The following is a 17,243-nucleotide window of genomic DNA, read 5'->3' as shown; positions in this document are numbered from 1 at the left end:
CATCTTGGCATGATTCCCCAGGGGGCCCTTCGGATCTAATACGGGAGTATTAGGCGACGTCAGGCATTGGCTGGGGTGATGGTGACGCTGGAGCCGAGGCTCTGGAGCTGGCGGATGGCGCGGTTGGTGGCCTTCTGTGGGTTCGCGAGCGGCTCGGGATCTTCGTCGAGGTCCTGTTCCATAAATCAACTTCACTCTTGACCCATTCCGGCCTTCCTGTAATTGACCTGACATTGATGGGACCAAGGCCCGCAGGTGGGTACCGTTCAAGCCGTCCCAGTGGGCTCCGATCAGGTTGACACAATCAATGAGTTCTGAATATTCCTCAGTGTGTTGAACGAGCGACACCAAGGATGGCGTTTCGAGAAAATGTACGTGACAGCCACCGCGGACGGTGACTTGGAGAAAATCCCTTCCGGCTGGACAGCTAGGTACCGGACCCGACGCCCTGCGGCCACATCTAAGTGAGAAGCTCGGCCAACCTGGTCAAGCTCGCTTCTGCGTCGAAGTAGCTGACGTGATCGCTGGCGAGCACGTGGACATCTGGTGCAGGGTTTCGGTGGGCCGGAATCGCTTGCGCACTCGTTACCGAAACCGCGAGATCGTTGGGTTGCTGAAAAAAGACGACGTCGACGAACACGTCTCCTATTCGGTGTGGGGAAATTCGCTGGAGCAGGCGTGCCAGCTTTCCGTTCGCCTGATCGACGTCGAGCAAGGACCGATCCCCCACGATGACGTGGTAAGGCATTAACGGGTCGGGAGCGCTGGCCAGCTTATTCAGGAAGGGCGAGCCCTGCTGCATCTGATCGAGCGCCGTGTCGACCTTCTCCGCGACACCGAGCACCGCCGCCAACGCCGTCACGGGCCAAGCTACGGCGGTCAGGCTGTTCGCAGCGAGAGCGACGGCCATGGTGGCCCAGTGCTGCACCGTTGGCCAAGGCGAACCGCCGTTCGGCGTGCCCAGGATTACTAGCCGATCCACGTCGGCTCCCCCGTCGAGTTCGATCATATGCCGGGACACGAGCCCGCCCATCGAGTGGGCCACGATGTCGAACCGCTTGCCGTGGCCAGAATTCAGGCCGATATCGGCGAGCATGGACCGGAGCGACGCTGCGTTCTCCTCGATCGGTGTGTCGAGGTTCTCGTAGTCGAACGTCAAGACGACGTCGTAGCGGGGGCCGATGGGCGCCGCGGCGCCACTTAGGCGAGAACTCCTCGCCATCCCCTCTGTATCACCGATGATCCCGTGCACGTATAGCAACACCGAATTCGCCTGGCCCACAGCCTGCTTGATAACCGCGGAATCCTTCTCGTAAGTCACAGTGCCCTCATCAGCGACAGATGTCATCCGGAGCAATGGGTAGGCGGGAGGCAGTCCCAAGGCCTTGCCCACTAACTTGCGGAAGAGGATCCGGATCGAGCCGACCAAGCTGCGTTGGGTTGCCACAGGCGTGCATAGGCGCTCAAGCACTATCTCGGTGCCGGCACCGGAACGGCGTGCATAACCGAGAGGAATGTAAAATTCCCCGTCCCAAGCGAACGGAAGAACGTGCTCGTCTTTTTCGAGTGACCGGTTGAGACGCAGTACGAGAGGGTCACCCCGCGTCACAGCGCCAATATCGGTGTGCTCATCCAAAGTGATGAGGACTGCATCCGCTTCGGGCTCGCCGCCACGGGTGGCTATCAGTCCGAAGGGCATCGTACCCTCTACCTGCAGTCCGCCGGGGACGGGCGCTGCAGCCACGTCACGGGTGGCCTCCATCGAGTCTGTTAGCTGCACGGTCGCCCTCAAAGTCGGGTGTGGGGCCAATAGGATGCCCGGAGCCACCTCGACGCTCTTGTCCGGTGCGCAGGCTGCACGCGCTCGGGGTCGAACGGACACCACTTGAATGTCCCGTGCATACCAGTCCGCCGCAACTTCGCCGGCTGATTGCGGCCGAGCGCGGCGGGTGCCGACCCGCAGCAACAAGCGGTCGAGGCTGGACCCGGGGGTGCCCCGGACACCTACGAGAGCACGGGGGCGTGCAGAGATGTCGAGATCCTCCTGCTGCAGGTTTCGCGGGTCGAACTGCTCAGTGCTGACGATGAGCTTCAGCACATCGGTCGCCTCAGTCAGGCCGAAGTCCCAGAGGTTTTCCGGGACCTCCGCGGCGAACTGGATCGGCACTGCCTCTCCTGGCGACAGTTCCTGCGAGCCAGCGTGAAACGCATCCGTGTAGATGCCAAATGTGTCGGTTAGGTCGAGGAGGGAAACCCAGAGTGTGCTTTGCGAAGTGTTCTTCAACGTGACGATGTAGTGGCGCGGCCGCTGCGTCCCATTTCCTTCCTTGACATATTCGAAGCGGTTCAGTCCGGCGATCTCCGCGGGTGGATCCTCTCCGGGATCGGCCTCAGCCTCGACCGAAACCGTTACGGCGTCATCAGGGAGGGAACTAGCACCGTTGTGCAATCCAATCACGCGCATCCAGGCTGCGATATGCTCAAGAACCCCAACGACCTCCTCCGCCCCCGACACCCTTGGGCACATGTCCCGCTCACTACCACTCCGAGCGACGGAATACCCGGACGCGTCGCACTTCACCAGGACCTGTGGCTGCTCGAACGATTCGGCCTCGGCGATCAGCAGCGGTCCAGCTTTGTCACGTAAGCGGAGCTTGTCCCGTAGTGCGGCTGCACCGTCTCCGTCGTCGATCTTGATCAGCAGCGGCGGCAGCGGGCTGGCCGTTACGATCCCCCGGTAACTCCGGGCGGGATCGAGGTAGCCCGACGACACCGTCAAAGTTGAGTCGCCGACCCGGACAGCGGTCACCGAGGCCGTAGCCACGGAAGAGCCGTTGGTGTCGCGGATCTCGATCCATGTCTGCTCGTCCCGGACGGGAGGCTGAACACCATGCATCAGCCCACCGTCGATGGTCCAGTCCGCCCCGGTGTGGCTGAGGACGAAGTAGGGCGGGAGCGCCGTAATGGCACCACCGAGGAAGTTCCGATCTAGATCTCCAGGGGTTGATGTCTCCAGTTGCGGGTTCTGCGCGCGTACCGTCTTACGGACGATCGCGCTCACTTGACGGTGGACATCGCGGTAAGTGAGTTTGCCACCGGACGCACACAGTGCCGCTTCGAGCGCCGACGACAGAGCACCCCGGTGGCGACCGTTATGGACAACCTCCTTCGATGTCTCGTTGGAGCGACACCCTGACAGGAGCACGTGATTGGCCGAAGGCAACGACCAACCGCTGTCCCCTAACGCTGCCCGATCCGCAGCCGGCGTCCCCGAATAGGCGTCAGCGTGAGCGCGATCGAACAAGAAACTCGAGAGCGGGCGCTGACGGCGATCGGTTGGGGCATGGCGTCCCGCTGTGCCGTCCTCGAGCGGTGCCCGGGTGCCGCTGCCCGAGTGGCAGCAGTCAAGGACGACGAGCACGTGAGGTCGGTTGTCGGCGACCCCGGCAATCAGGGCAGCAAGCTCCTTGTCCGCCAGGTCCCACTGACCCGCCGTCCTGCTGTCGTAGAGCACGAGGGTCTCGTCCAGGTGGTCCGGCTCGAGGTGCCACCACTCCTCGGGCGCGGGCTCCTGGGAGCCATGCCCGCTGTAATAGAAGAGGGCAACGTCACCCTCCTTCGCCTGTGTAAGGTGCTCGCGGAACCCTGCGATCACCGCGGCACGTGTCGCTTGATCGTCAAGCAGGGTGCGAATGTTGAGGGTGTCGCCTGGCACGCGGGTCGCGAGCAGCTCACCGACCGTATCTATATCATTGTGGCATCCCTGGAGAGCAGGGACCGGAGACTGGTACGCGTCGATACCCACTAGCAGGGCATAGACAGTGCTGGTGCCTGTCATGGTTCCTCTTCGTTTATCGAACTGCGGTTCTAAGGTGATCGAGCTGCAGTTCTAGGATGCGCCATATTCGGTTATCGTCTGGGCGCCCAGACGATATGACGGGTCGCCGTACAGCGCATAGGCTGCCCACGTGATCCGGTCCTGATGAGAGAAGTTCTCGTGACTGCGCTTTCGTGCCAGTCGCAGCGCCTCGCCCACCCGCTGACCCTTCTCAATGAGCTCCCGGTAGAACTCGACAGACAGCTCGGCAGCCGTGTCGTCGAACACCGGCCATAGTGAGCCCACGCAGGCTTGCGCGCCGCCGTAGACGAACGCGGATGCGAGGCCCTGTGCCTGCGCGACGGTACTGCCTGTGGGTTGGCCCAAGGCTTGTGGTGCCGACTTGCTCGACTCGCACGCGTTGAGGAAGACCACCGGATGGCCCTCAAGCAGACGCTGCACCCTGTCGGCCTGGAAGTGCTCGCCGCTGGACAGCAGCAGATAACTTAGCTGGGGCCGTTGCGGATCGTATCCAGCGTGTCCGGCATAGTGGATCAAGTCGTAGTTACCAAGGCTTAGCTCGTCGGTCAGACGACTCGAATTGACTGCTTCCCCAGACAACTTCGTCACCACGGGCTCGGGCTTCATCTCACTCAAGCGCGCCTGGATCTCATTAATTTCCTTCTCCGCCTGAACGAGGGGTTCGCCAAATACCGAATGGATTAATAGCACCCTTCGTTTCGGTAGGTCCCCCAACGGGCTGGTGTCCCTAGTGCGCCGGGGAAAGGTCTGCCCTGCGGGCATCCGGGCAAACATCCTCTGGAGGCACAAGAATCCTTTGCCGTCGTGGAGGAGCTCCCAAGGCAACTCCGGGTTGTTCGAGGTGACAGTCAGCGGGAACTCTTTGGTCTCCTCAATCAGACGCTGCATGGCGTCCGGGATGAGCAAGCTGTACATCCGGCGGCCGATCTTCTCCAGCCGCCCTGCGTCGTCGAGTTCGTCCAGATGTTCCGCAGGAACTGTCCGCACCGGCCGGGCGCGACGCACGGTTCCCGTCTCGTCCATTGCTTCCACCGTGGGGTTCGAGGCCGAACGGATACCATCAAGGGCACCCTCCGCGATCAGATCGATGGTCCCATGGAATAGCTTCTGGTCGCCGTCGAGGACCTCGACATCGTCATAAAGGTTCGTTTCAGGCATGTTGTCGTAGCCGGGTCTGCGGAGAAGTACCGTGTACGGGACACGCATGCCCTCCACCGACCCACCTGAGATGAGGAAGAGTTCTGTCCTGCGGGCGCGCTTATCCTCTTTCTTCTCAGCATCACCGATGTCATTCGCAAGTTTCTTGATGTAGGCCCCGAACTTTTGCGTTTCGACTACGACCTGCCCAGTAGAGAGCTCCGAAGCGAGCAGCTCTTTCGCCACCAACAGGCCCTTTGCGTGCTCCACGGCTGCGGCGGCAGTGTCATAACGGCCGGCTTGGAAGTCGGTCTCACTCGTTCGGAACCTACCGAAGGCCTTGGCCAGATCCTTCGCCGATTCGGCCCCTTCGAAGTGAAGTTTTTTCGCCCGTTCGACAATGAGATCAAGGTCCGCGAAGTTGGGTCGCAGGGTCAGATACTCCTCAGTGACGGCTCTCGCGTAGGCGTCGACGTCCGCCTGCCTCACCATGACGTCCTCGTGAGTCTGACGGGCGACCGTCCATACCGGCCCATCAAGGAGGCTCTCGAGCTCCGCCATGCAGCCCTTAAGCTTGCCTGGCGTTCCCGTTGCCATCTGGGCGATCTGTTCGTCGGCCCTCGAAATGATCTTCGTCAGAGACTCGATCAGGCGTTGCTCGCCGACGACAGCAGTCAGTCGCGTTTGGCTCATCTTCTCGACCATCCGCCGCAATTCGTCCACCGTTGACTTACACTCGTTCARCCGCCGTGCCGCGTCCGCGAGGCGAGGAATCGACATATTGCTGGCGGCGACCGACGACGTCCTTCCTGCCGCGTTCATCCGCCCGCTCCTCGCAACGTTTCCACTTCTTCCATGAGTCGATCGATCTGCTCCTGCACGAAGGCCGGAGTGTCCGCCGGAGCGTCAGATTTCTCAGCCTTGCCCCACTGCTCGCGGAGGGCGCCAAGATTCGCCTCCTTGATTTGGAGCAACAGTCCCGTTGTCTTCTCGGCTTCCGTACCTGCTTGCGTTTCCGGATCACCCAGTTCAAGGACGGTCATCATGGTGTCCCCGCCCGGGCTCGTTGGGCGGATGATCGGGCCGTCCTGCTTCAGGAACAGAACGGGCTGGGCCCACTCGTCGCCAAGAGACTGCGAGAAGCCGAGTTGCTGGGTTCGTCCGGAAGCGACCGCTTGGGACAGCGTCGCCCCAGCAGCGAGTGCAACGTAGAAGCCCCCTAGGAAGGCTTGGAGGCCCGTATCGCTAATAATCCCCCTGATGCCGATCACCGCGGGGATAACCGAGGCAAGCTGCGCCGCGAGCTGGTCGGTTTCGCAGGCTGCAAAGACCGCCAGGCGCAACCGCGAAGCGTCTTTCAGCGTCGTGGCAAGCGCCTTGCCCGAGAGCGCAGCAGTCTTATCTGGCCTCCCGACCAAGAGATCCTTCCGGCCATGCCGCGATTGCTCCCCGATCCCTACAAAGTGCACGATGTCCGCCGCATCGCTCTCCAGCGCTTGGAGGATCTGTTCGGGAGCGGCATCCGGGACCGTGCGCACGCCGTCGTAGGGGAACGCTCCATTGATTATTCCGGGGTCGGCGTTCTGGTCCACCCCGACGATGGACGTGGTCATGACCAGCAATGCCAGGTCGGATGCCAATACGGGGTCAGGCAAATCCCCGATGTCAGGTGTGGCCTCCAGGCCGGGGACTTGAGTGTCGCGCAGCACGGACCAGCCGTCGGAGAAGGCGACGTACTCGGAGGACGTCGGGGTCGGGTCCGACAACAGCTCCCAGGGGAGGGCATGCACGGCGTAGGACGAACTACGAATGATGATGTGTAATCCGCGCTGCCGTCCTCGGTCTATTGGCTGCCGGCCTCGTTCGGCTGCCTGTGCCCAGCAACGGCTGAGTGCTCCGGAGAAAAGGGCACTGAAAAGCTGAGTACCGACCTTGGCGCGTTGTGGCTCAACCGGATAGCTCTTCGACGTCAGGAGAGAAGCGTTGGGGCTGCGCCACTCGGGACGGGCAGCGAAATGGCCTGCCGTGATTTCACCATCGTCATCGACGCGGGCCTTCACCGCGTATCGGTCAGGGCTACCATCGACGGGCGTGAACGTAACTACCAGCCGCGCGGGGTTCAACCGTCCAGGTGTCACATACTCAGACACGTCGTTCTTGAACAGCGCCATATCGGTCTCCCATCGGCCTCGGTCAATACCAGCGGTTCAAGACGCACCTCCACGCCGCTGAAGAGCGAAGCTATAAGTCATTGTGCAGCAGCCCCGTTACAGGACCGTTACTACGCTGAGCACAAGCGGCTCGAATCTTCGCCGCAGCAGGGCCGAATACAACGGGGACCGGGCGCAGAGACGGACAGCTGACACGGCAGCGATTTTCGTCACGTGTACTGCAGTTGCAGTAGCTGGGCGCTGCGCACAGACGATGTGTGGCAGTACGTTGTCGCGAGAGCATTTTCAGATGCACCTAAACCAATACGATGAGGCCATGTCTACCCAGTGGCTTCGGGGCCACGGAATCCGTACTGCCCACCGCGGCGCCTGCAGTCGTCGCAGTGAACTCGACGAAGTTAAGCCATCCGGTCGAGTTGCTACGATTTCGCGCGCGAGTGGACCGGGAGTTTAAACGCCATGGATGGACGCGCCCCTTATAGTTTCCGACTACTGCAGCGACACGGGGGGCGTCAGGAGGCAAGAGGGCTGCGGCCTCCGGAGTGGAAATTGTGCTGACCGCGGGCGGTGACGGGACGACGCGGACCGTCACCCAGGAACTGATGAGTACGAGTATTCCGCTGGGCTGCTGCCGTCGGGTACTGACAACTTATCGCCCCGTGTTGTTGCAGTTCCACGCGACGACGTGGCGGCGGCCGCCCCCGTGCTCTGCGTGAGCCAGGACCGTGCTGTGGACGTCGGCTGGTTGGACCTCGGTCGAACCCCCGGGACAACCCGCCGACTCACCCTCGACGGAATTCTTGATTCGACTGGTAACGCCGAAATAACGCTGCGCGATGTAGACCTAGCACCATGTCGAAGCTAACTCCACCCATGACCACGTTGATCGAAGGCCCGCAAGTCAAGAACCTCCACCAAGTCATCCAGGATCCCGCCTCCACGGACCTTTTCCCATGAGTCAAGGCGGTCCAATGACAGCTGACGGGGTCTGACAAGCTTTTACTACGTCTACGTGAATAGGCATGTTGATCCGCTGCCTCGGCAAGTTTGCAGGGTCTCAGCCGTTCGCTGCGCAGTATCATGTCAGGGATTACTCCCGTTCCTTCGCCCGGCTCCTCGCCGGCGCCCTGCAAAAAACTCACACTGCAGCCCTGGCGCCAAAGGCCCACGCTGCCGTGTAACGGCCAAGGAGCACAAGATGTCCGAACGACTCAACCAAAAGATTCTCATTCTTCGCGCCCCTGCCCTGCGCGCCACCCGCAACCCCTTCGACGGACCGGGAGTCCGAGGACTCGAAACGGCAGCCCAGGACATCGCGGAACGGGCTGTGGGAATGACCGCGGAGACGAACGACAACCCCTCCAGTTCTACCATCAACGCCCTGCAAAATGATCCCACGGTCCTCGGCTTCGCCCCCGCAATGCCGATGAAACTCATCGAACCCCTAGCAGCAAATGCTGCACCGGCCGCTGCGGTGACATGGGGCGTCAAAGCAGTGGGCGCAGATACGTCTCCCTACACGGGCGCCGGGGTGACCGTCTCGGTCCTGGACACCGGTATAGATGCCACCCACCCGGCCTTCGCCGGCGTCGACCTTGTGACGAAGGACTTCACGGGCGCCGGCAGCGCCGACGACGACAACGGCCACGGCACACATTGCGCGGGAACGATCTTCGGCCGCGACCTCGCGGGCCAGCGAATCGGCGTCGCCCGCGGCGTCCAGAAGGCCCTGATCGGCAAGGTCCTCGGCGGCCCGAACGGCGGCGGCAGCGACATACTTGCCACGGCAATGCTGTGGGCTGCCGACAACGGTGCCCATGTCATCTCCATGTCGTTAGGAATGGACTTTCCCGGCTGGGTGGACGAGCTGGTCCAGGGGAACGGTCTATCCATCCCCGCCGCCACCTCGATCGCCCTCGAAGGCTACCGCGCCAACGTCCGGCTTTTCGAACAGCTGGCCAACCTTCTCAACGCCCGCGCCTCAGTCGCTCAGACCACAATAATCGTCGCGGCCGCCGGCAATGAAAGCGAACGCACTGGCAATCCCGCCTACGAGATTAACGTTGCCCCGCCGGCCGCGGCGTACGGGATCACTTCCGTTGCTGCCTTGGCCGACGGCGGCGGTGGACTCACCGTGGCACCGTTTTCCAATACGATGGCGACTGTGGCCGGACCCGGAGTCGGGGTTTTCAGCGCTTGGCTCAACGGCGGCACCAACACCATCAGCGGAACTAGCATGGCGACCCCGCATGTGGCCGGTGTGACGGCCCTCTGGGCGGAACGGCTTCTTGCACAGGGGCAGCTGAGTCCGGTATTCCTACAGTCCAAGCTGATCGGTTCAGGAACGTTCCGGCCACTCAAGGCCGGCACGGATCCGTGGGACGTGGGCGCGGGCTTGGTCCAGGCACCCACGACTACTAACTAGGCTCATCGAATGCGTGGTCGACGACCTCATCGCGACCGACGAACAGGAACGTCTGGTCATGTCTATGCTGCGGGGCAGGACAACCTCGTCGACGCATGTGCCGGGACCAGCACCGACGGACGCCGCACCGCCGCCCGCATCCACGTCGTCGTGGGGCGATATGCAGGAGGTTAACGAGCACACGGCCAACGATTTTTCCAATGTGGCTCCGCCTGCCAGCCAAGTGTGGCGGGCAACCCACGCCTTGCTTTGAAACGAGGTTCCAACACACGGGACCACACTTCCTGGCCCTTCCGACAGAGGCCCATCAGCGTGGGGATAGGATCCGGAACGCCGACCCCGCCGAACACGTCGCAAGACCCCCCATGAAGCGGGCGATCCGGGTTCGCCCGGCGACAATAGCCTTCTGCAGTACCCGTACGAATTCAGCCAGCTGGCGCTCTCCTCGCGCCAGTCGTCGTCGTGCTGGTCGCGGGAGTCGCCATCTGGATTCTCGTGCTGGTCCACCGTGCCCGTGCTCGGCAGCGCCGTCCTTGTCGCCCCGGAAACCTCCCCGGGCTCGCCGAGATCATCGAGGACGTGCTGACCAGCTTAGACTACTGGCGCAGGGTTGACATGTACGTGACGGAAAAGGCGTCCAGCCCGGTATCCACATGGAACTACCTGGGAACGCGGACCATCCTGCTGGAGGGTGGGTTGGTGGCGGACCTGCAGCAGGATCCCAGGCGACCCCAGCTCGTATTCCTGCTGGGGTCGAGTTCGGCCGGCTGAAGGCGCGCCAGCGGCAGTTCACACTGGTGGTGGCCTGGATAGAGGTCCGGGAAGACCTGGGGCTCCTCCGCCTCTTCCTGACCCCGTATTTCCGGGCCACCACGTATTCGGACGACCAGATCGGCACCGCCTGCTGCGATGACATCCCGGCGGCGGGAGCCATGATGAACCGGATCCTAGTGGGCAAGGACCTGAGCCCCAGCCTGGCGATCAGCGGGGTCCTGGATCAGGCGGCGAGGGTCAGATCCCGCTGGCTGCCGCGCTTTGCCCAACTCGCCATGAATGAACCGCATCTGACCAACCGCCACCTGAACCTCATGGCCTTCGCAGAGCGGACGTCCCCCGCTGCGCGCCCCAGGCGTACTTCAACAGCTTGGAACCACCCGCCCGCGAGCGCCTAATGCAGATGATCGAGGAATCCCCGCACCGGCGGAAGGCCACTGGTTCGCGGCGGACCGTCCCGGCACTGATCGCGGCCGTAGTGACGGTGGCCGCGCTGGCCTTCGCGGGCGTCGTGAGCGTCCAGGCCAGGACGCTGCAGCTTAGCCCGGCGGAGGACGTGGTGGTGGCGGCACCGGAGGAATCCATCCCGCCGGAGGAGTCCCCCGAACCGGTTCCGCCCACTGCGGCGGAGGTGCTGCTCAGCCACCTCCCGCAGTCGGTCCACGGCCGCCTGCCAGGAGAAAAGCGAGGAGGACCCCGCCCAGGCACAGGGCCTGGTCGTCGAGCTGGCCTGCTCGCCCACTCCCGGCGACCCGGAGCGGATGTACTTCCAGCAGTATGAATGCGTCCAGGCCGTCGAACGGGCCTTCTCCTACCTGACCGGTGGAACGACGCTGCCGGCTGGCACCTGCCTTTCCAAAGACCCGGGCCGCGGCGCCTTCATCCAGGGGGCGGTGACCACCGGCAGGTACGCGTGGGGTAAGACCGACGCCGGCGAGAACGTCTACTTGTGGACCGATCTCCAGCTGGGCATTTTGGCTTCGGTCGAAGACCCTTCGATGCCCTTCGGCCCGCTACGCCGGTGGCAGTCGATCATTGCCCGGCTGAGGTAGCTATGGCGGAGCAGCATCGGCGAGCAGGACCGTTCGGCATTCCGTCGCGGCGGCCGGCTCCCGCGTCCGGTTGATTGTCGCGTCCGTGACAAATCTCCTGCTCCTCAAAAGCAGAGCGTCCCGTTGGAGGATCCTCCAATGAACCACTCCCCGGCAGAAACCGGACGCTTAAACGCTGTGTTTTCAAGCTTCCTAGATTGGCGTATGCCAATGCCCGGTGGGGGCACCTTGACCGCCAAACATGGTGCCGGGATCAGGACCGGCGAGTAGCGGAACTGCGGACCGGCGCGATCAAGCCCGGCAGTGGCCATGCCAAAAGAGGGCTCACGAAGCGGCCGACACTAATTCATGCCCTGGTCATGTCACCCGGGCGGCCCAGGCCCAAGGAGAGGCGTCGGCAGGAAGTGTACACACCCCTCTTTGCATCAAGGGGGCACCTGATGCCGGCCCGAGACTCATTGGCGTATGGTTCGACGACTGCCTCCAAAACTAATTTCCGTGGCGTCGCGTTGCTCACCGTGCAAACTTGAGCAAACCTTGAGCAAACGTAGGATTGAATCCTGAATCCTGTGCAGCAGGATCAAAGCAACCGGGGACAGCCGGTTCTCGGGTGCCTTCCATGGCAGAAACGCCGGCAGCTGCTTGCGGCTGACAACCGAGGCGGACTCGGAAGTGGGAAGGCCTCGATCTTCCACCATGTGGGTGGTCGGCGATAGAGAGCAAGGTGAAATGCCATGACCAACGATGATCGTCCGTCAGGAACCTCGGACGAAGACGTGTCAGACCCGGCAATGCCGTCCATGGGCACGCTAGTTATCCGCACATGGCACGAGCCCGACCAGACGCCAGGCTTTCGCGCCCGGATAACCTACAGCAAAGCCCCGGACGATGAGCCGAGCACCGTCGCCACTGCCGATCCAGACGAGGTCCTAAGCGTGGTGCGCCAGTGGCTCTCCGCCCAGCCTGTCCCTCCCGCCGACGTCTAGATATCTCTCATGCGTTTGCGGCTTGGCTGCGACGAAATGTCCGCGACGAGGCGCTGGATGGCCTCCGAAGGGACAAGGCGCATGTCCTGCTTCAGTTTCGCTTGATACTTTTCGAAGGCCCGAAGCGCGGCAGCATTGTTGCCCTGCTGCCTTTCAGCCTGAATGAGAAGTGCAACGGCACTTTCATAGAGCGGTTCAAGTTCCAGGGCCGCCTCCGAGGCCTCCAAGGCAACCTCATAGTCACAGCGCGCCAGCGACTCCCGAGCAATGATCTGAAATGCGTGGAGCCGGTCCTGCCGCAACCTGCTCTGTTCAAAAAGCACCCAATCGTCATACCAGCCAGGGAGCAACTCGGCGGCCCGTAACTGGTGCAGACAGGAGGCCACGTTTCCATTGAGTCCCACTCGACTCAGCTCCCGGATCTGAGCCCGGACCCTGTGCAGGTCGACGTCGACCCGTTCGCTGAGGGACAGCACGGTCCCGCCATTGATCAGCAGGCCAGGGACCTGCCGCGAGACGAGGTGCATGCTGACGCGCAGGCTTTCGAGCGCCTTGGACTCTTGAACCTCCGGCCACAACAGACCGACCAGATAACTTCGGGGGCGGGGACCGTTGATGGCCAGCGCAGTAATGAGCCGTTGTTGCCGCGTTGCAACGTGCACGGCGTCGGTGTCGCGGCGAAGTTGCCACGATTGAAGCAGGCTCAACTGAAAGCCATAGTCCTCGTTGCCCATGGGTACCCCCAAATCCAGCGTGAGTCTGAAGAGCTGGAAACCTATGTAGCAACGACTTTCCGCAGTCCCGAGCGTGATGTCAATGGCCCGCGTCATCTGGCAGCGTCCCGACGAAAAATCTGCGCGATCTTCAACGTCTTTGGATTCATGAGTAGCCGAAAGAGAGAGTCCACTCCGGAACCTGGCAGCGGTCTGAACTGCCCGCCGGGACTTGCAGTTTGACCAGTAACACCGTGATAACGGCCTGCCGCTATCGTCCCTGTCATCGCTGTGAAACAGAAGGCCCCGGCCCCATCCCTGCCAGAACCTGCCCCGCCGGGCACAGGTCCTGCAGCGCCACCCTCCCGGCAACAGGACCGCATCAAGCAGGCGCTGCAGGACCGCCCCGGCGATAATGGCCGGCCCGGACGGGCAGGACCCGATCACACTTCCTATCGTCTAACCAAGAGACCGCAACTGTAGTCACGCGAGAGTAACGCCCTGAGGCTAAAGTCATGCCAGTTTCCCTTCCACAAATGCAAGAGGAAACGGCATAGGAGGAACCGATGGATCCACTCTGGGAACGGATAGTAGTGGCGGCGAGCGGCCCGACCATAACCGCGCTTTTGGCGTTGTTTGTTCTAAATCAGGTAGCCACCTGGGCGCAGCGTCGTAAAGAAGCCGGGGAGACTCGTGACACACTCGCCATCGATATCACAGAAACAGGAAACAGCCTTTACCTAGGCCTCCAGGCATTCTGGCGGAAAGCACGTGACATTCCACTGGGCGAGAGGGCAACGCGACCCGAGCTAGCCGATGCGCGAGAAAAAATAGACACTATTTACAACATCACGCGCGTACGTGGCCAGGTTCTTGAACAGAGGTTGCGTATCTGCTATCGCTCACCGCAACCCGCCCAATATTGGCATCGGGTCACGGATCTCCTTTCTGTTCGATACTTCCTATTGACGGAGAGCGACCCTGAGCGACGCGCAAATATATGTGCCAGAAATGCCGGGCCGGAACATTCCGGCCTGACAGAGCAAGAACTCAACAACGCAAAACGACTGCTAGACGCGTATCGCGAGGCCCTGACCGATACAGTCAGATCTCTCTGGTTGAATGAAGTGGACCGGAGCGGAAGACACATCCAAGAGTCCAAGGCACCCAGCGAAACTCATCAAGGCGAAGCGGGTTCCTAGTCTTCGGTGTTCATCTCGGACAAGCTGCGCCCCTGCCAGCCGAAGTCGCCAAACCCGTCGAACGCTTTGCCAATTGGCACCACCTCAGACGCATCCGGGTCAAGGCAACGCCGGACATTTGCTATGGAGATACTGATGATCAAATAGACGGCTCCAGCGGCAAGAAAGACGCCGTAGCTGTCCGCCTCGCGCCTGCTATGCGAGAGTACGAAGGCTGTCACTTCCTGGACTCCGATGGCTGAAGCCATCGCGGAGCCCTTAATGAAGACCGATGAAGAAGGCGACGGCTTCGTGCACCTGATCCGGAACACGTTCCGGTATGCCGCCCGCCAGTACTGGGACGAAATGGCACGGGACCTGCGCCCGGTCTACACGGCGCCCTCCAAGGCAGCGGCGAAGGAACGCTTCGTGGAGTTCTCGACCAAGTGGGGCCGGCAGTATCCCGCGATCACCCGGCTGTGGGAGAACGCCTGGAGCGATTTCGTGCGGTTCCTGGACTATGACGTGGAGATCCGGCGGGTCATCTGCAGCCAATGCCATCGAGTCCGTCAACGCCCGCTACCGGCGGGCGGTCAGGGCCAGGGGCCATTTCCCCACCGAGCAGGCGGCCCTGAAGTGCCTCTACCTGGCGACGCGGGCACTAGACCCCACAGGCAAAGGAAGGGCACGATGGGCCACAAGGTGGAAGCCGGCACTGAATGCCTTCGCCATCAGCTTCGATGGAGGCACGGGTCGGCGGGACCGTCCACGTCAGTGGCCGGAATTACTACCCGAACGAGACGATCGCCGTCCGTCTCCACGCCACCCTGATCACGTAGGTGAAAGCTGACGGCGAAGGAGCATTCAGCACTACAATCGTCGTGCCGAAAAACGCCCCTCCCCCAGGCTTCCCGACCTCGGTCACGGCCAGTGGTGAAACTTCGGCCAAGTCGGCTACGGTCCCGTTCGAGGCACTAACCTAGACTATTTGGCGCGCGAGTCCCGACCAGCACGGGATCGAGGCGGGGCACAACTGATGCGCTGTCCTTTTACCTCAGATACGCGCCTAAACGCTTGGCCGATTCTGCCTGTTGAACTCTCTGTGTCCGCGGGTGGACTATTGGCGGTATGGACGGGCATTGGGGCCGCATCCGACGGAAATGATACATCTCGCTCCACGAGCAGGCCGACGCTGGTGCTGGCGTGCTCGAAGCACCGGGTCGCTATCCGGTTGCGGTACTTCCTCGCAGCGGCCGGGCCGAGAGTGCGTTTCATCATCGCGTAGCTGGCCGGCGACTGGCCCAGGTCGTGCAGGACCCTGCCCGTATCACGCACCGGTGTGGGCGCTTGTGCGGCCAGGCAGGACTAGTTTGGCTTTCGTCCGCGAGCAAATCCTGTCCCCCGCTTGAATGACTCGATGCCATGTCCGTCCGCACGACTGCCTTGTGGATTGCATTCGGATTCGGGCTCCCCTAACGTCCTCCAGCCGCCTCGAGCTGGGCCAGTTCCTCAAGCGTTGCGGCAGACGCAATGCCAAAGAGGTGTCTGTGCATCGTCTCCGTGACACGCCGACGTCGTTGCACCACCCCTTCCGTGAACATTGACGTATTGAGCAACCCCGCCAGTCCGTCAGCCACCGTCTGCAAGGACGAACCCTCGCGAATCTCCGCTCCGTGGTCCTCCCATACGGCGAGGACCTTGTTGAGATAGCGCTCAATGCTCGAAAGCTCCTTGATAATTGCCGGAGTGTCCGAACTGAACAAGTCTGTTTCGCCAAATTCACGCACCATTGCTTCAAACACAAGCTGAAGCTCATTCAAGCGCGACATCTGCGTGTGGAAGCCGGTTACCTGCCAGTTGTCGAGGGCTCCTGTGCGCGACGTGAGGCCAATGCTCTTCAAAGTTCGCCGCACCGACTTCACTCCGTTGTACGCCGTCACCACCTGCACGAATGTCGCCAACTGACGTTCGTGCACCTCCCGATTGTTTTCCAGTTTGAGCTCAAAGTCCTTTCTCCGGTCACTTCGTTGTTGTTCCACCGTCTTCCAGCCGACGCTGAGACCACCGCCAACAATTCCCACGGCGAGAAGTTGGATTCCCACCTTGGCGGATTCCATCCACAGGTCGTTCCGCTGTTCGGACATTAGGACGCCAAGAAGCACCATCGCAACGCCCAGCCCTGCGGTCGCAAGCAACATGATCGGAAACAGTGGCCGATTGGGTTCGTGCACTTTGCTTCCTGGCGGGCCCGTCGATCGAGCCTTTGCGTATGCCATGCTGATGACTCCTCATGTAGAGGATGCTGTTACCGGAGAGGATGGATCAAGTGTTCTTACGAGCCGTTATTGCAGCGTTACAGGGAGGTCAGGGCATAATTCGCGTTACCGCCCAGAAAACGGGAGGGCGGGGCGACCGAGGGACGTGGTGATGAGACCGGATGCGTTGTCTCTTGGCGCCATGTATCCGTCCGTCTCGTATTGGCCTGACTCCGGCATGCTCACCGAGCCGGATAATTTCGCTGCACCGTACAAAATAGCCAACCGTTACTGCCTCAGTTCCGTAAAGTGGCCCCTCGCATTTAGGCATGGTTGGTTTGTTTCGCCCGGTAGGGGCGGTGGCCGCCGGCGGCGAGTAGGCATCTGAGTCTGTAGTTGGTGAAGTTGCGGAAGCCGCGGGCGATTCGGCGGGTGGTTTCGATGACGCCGTTGATCGCTTATGCCGATGTTGGGATTATGCCGATTTTCGGGTGACTGGCCTGTTCAGGGCCGGTTTCTTGCAGTGTCTGGTCGGCATAGTCGCGGCGTGAGATTCTCCCTTCTCCTGACAGGAGAAGGGAGTGTGCCATGGATGATCCAAGGCGGGTGGAGGGCCCGGCGGTCGGCGCCGACGACGGTCTAGCAGATGTTGGGGCCTTGGCGGGTGTCGGGAAGACGGGCCCTCCCGGG

14 protein-coding genes and 3 pseudogenes are annotated in these 17,243 nt (G+C 61.9%); 9 read left to right on the top strand and 8 right to left on the bottom strand.

What is annotated here, in order from left to right:
* Window positions 1–59: 59 nt before the first annotated feature.
* From AC1D2F_RS22190 to AC1D2F_RS22175, 4 genes are all read right to left on the bottom strand, one after another.
* Window positions 60–182 carry a hypothetical protein gene (locus AC1D2F_RS22190; protein WP_476967726.1) on the bottom strand — a complete coding sequence of 41 codons (123 nt, stop codon included), beginning with the start codon at window positions 180–182 and terminating at the stop codon, window positions 60–62.
* Between the two features lie 278 nt (window positions 183–460).
* Window positions 461–3,838 carry a caspase family protein gene (locus tag AC1D2F_RS22185; protein WP_476967725.1) on the bottom strand — a complete coding sequence of 1,126 codons (3,378 nt, stop codon included), beginning with the start codon at window positions 3,836–3,838 and terminating at the stop codon, window positions 461–463.
* 51 nt (window positions 3,839–3,889) lie between these two features.
* Window positions 3,890–5,818, bottom strand: a complete 1,929-nt coding sequence (locus AC1D2F_RS22180; RefSeq protein ID WP_476967724.1) for a CHAT domain-containing protein — start codon at window positions 5,816–5,818, stop codon at window positions 3,890–3,892.
* A complete protein-coding gene (locus tag AC1D2F_RS22175; RefSeq protein ID WP_476967723.1) occupies window positions 5,815–7,167 on the bottom strand; it encodes a CHAT domain-containing protein in 1,353 nt (450 codons plus the stop codon). The genes AC1D2F_RS22180 and AC1D2F_RS22175 overlap by 4 nt, the downstream gene beginning before the upstream one ends.
* A 512-nt stretch (window positions 7,168–7,679) precedes the next feature.
* Between AC1D2F_RS22175 and AC1D2F_RS22170 the strand changes: the two are divergent.
* The 7 genes and pseudogenes from AC1D2F_RS22170 to AC1D2F_RS22140 form a co-directional block, all read left to right on the top strand.
* Window positions 7,680–7,883 (top strand): annotated as a pseudogene (locus AC1D2F_RS22170) (diacylglycerol kinase family protein); the annotation flags it as partial.
* Between the two features lie 482 nt (window positions 7,884–8,365).
* Entirely contained in the window at window positions 8,366–9,592 is a 1,227-nt protein-coding gene (locus AC1D2F_RS22165) for a S8 family peptidase (RefSeq protein WP_476967722.1), read from the top strand.
* 462 nt (window positions 9,593–10,054) lie between these two features.
* On the top strand, window positions 10,055–10,363 hold the full coding sequence (locus AC1D2F_RS22160; protein ID WP_476967721.1) for a hypothetical protein: 309 nt from the start codon (window positions 10,055–10,057) through the stop codon (window positions 10,361–10,363).
* A gap of 29 nt (window positions 10,364–10,392) precedes the next feature.
* On the top strand, window positions 10,393–10,764 hold the full coding sequence (locus AC1D2F_RS22155; RefSeq protein WP_476967720.1) for a hypothetical protein: 372 nt from the start codon (window positions 10,393–10,395) through the stop codon (window positions 10,762–10,764).
* Window positions 10,737–11,147: a hypothetical protein gene (locus AC1D2F_RS22150; protein WP_476967719.1), complete on the top strand. Its 411-nt coding sequence runs from the start codon at window positions 10,737–10,739 to the stop codon at window positions 11,145–11,147. Before AC1D2F_RS22155 ends, AC1D2F_RS22150 begins: the two co-directional genes overlap by 28 nt.
* On the top strand, window positions 11,128–11,418 hold the full coding sequence (locus AC1D2F_RS22145; protein WP_476967718.1) for a hypothetical protein: 291 nt from the start codon (window positions 11,128–11,130) through the stop codon (window positions 11,416–11,418). The genes AC1D2F_RS22150 and AC1D2F_RS22145 overlap by 20 nt, the downstream gene beginning before the upstream one ends.
* Window positions 11,419–12,152: 734 nt before the next feature.
* Window positions 12,153–12,404, top strand: a complete 252-nt coding sequence (locus tag AC1D2F_RS22140; protein ID WP_476967717.1) for a hypothetical protein — start codon at window positions 12,153–12,155, stop codon at window positions 12,402–12,404.
* Here the strand turns inward: AC1D2F_RS22140 and AC1D2F_RS22135 are convergent.
* Window positions 12,401–13,138, bottom strand: coding sequence for an AfsR/SARP family transcriptional regulator (locus tag AC1D2F_RS22135; RefSeq protein ID WP_476967716.1), 738 nt, complete (start codon window positions 13,136–13,138; stop codon window positions 12,401–12,403). The genes AC1D2F_RS22140 and AC1D2F_RS22135 overlap by 4 nt on opposite strands.
* A 545-nt stretch (window positions 13,139–13,683) precedes the next feature.
* Here AC1D2F_RS22135 and AC1D2F_RS22130 point away from each other — a divergent pair.
* The gene (locus tag AC1D2F_RS22130; protein WP_476967715.1) at window positions 13,684–14,319 is read left to right on the top strand and encodes a hypothetical protein; all 636 of its coding nucleotides are present in this window, start codon (window positions 13,684–13,686) and stop codon (window positions 14,317–14,319) included.
* Here AC1D2F_RS22130 and AC1D2F_RS22125 read toward each other — a convergent pair.
* Complete coding sequence (locus tag AC1D2F_RS22125; RefSeq protein WP_476967714.1) at window positions 14,316–14,567, bottom strand: hypothetical protein; 252 nt, start codon at window positions 14,565–14,567, stop codon at window positions 14,316–14,318. The genes AC1D2F_RS22130 and AC1D2F_RS22125 overlap by 4 nt on opposite strands.
* A gap of 43 nt (window positions 14,568–14,610) precedes the next feature.
* Here AC1D2F_RS22125 and AC1D2F_RS22120 point away from each other — a divergent pair.
* A pseudogene (locus AC1D2F_RS22120) lies at window positions 14,611–15,037 on the top strand (transposase); the annotation flags it as partial.
* 733 nt (window positions 15,038–15,770) lie between these two features.
* Here the strand turns inward: AC1D2F_RS22120 and AC1D2F_RS22115 are convergent.
* Window positions 15,771–16,529: a hypothetical protein gene (locus tag AC1D2F_RS22115; RefSeq protein ID WP_476967713.1), complete on the bottom strand. Its 759-nt coding sequence runs from the start codon at window positions 16,527–16,529 to the stop codon at window positions 15,771–15,773.
* Between the two features lie 347 nt (window positions 16,530–16,876).
* A pseudogene (locus AC1D2F_RS22110) lies at window positions 16,877–17,011 on the bottom strand (transposase); the annotation flags it as partial.
* Between the last annotated feature and the right edge of the window lie 232 nt (window positions 17,012–17,243).

Source organism: Arthrobacter sp. P1_B3, from assembly GCF_056406615.1.
The sequence above is the reverse complement of the archived record's forward strand: the minus strand, read 5'-3'. Positions and strand labels throughout refer to the sequence as shown.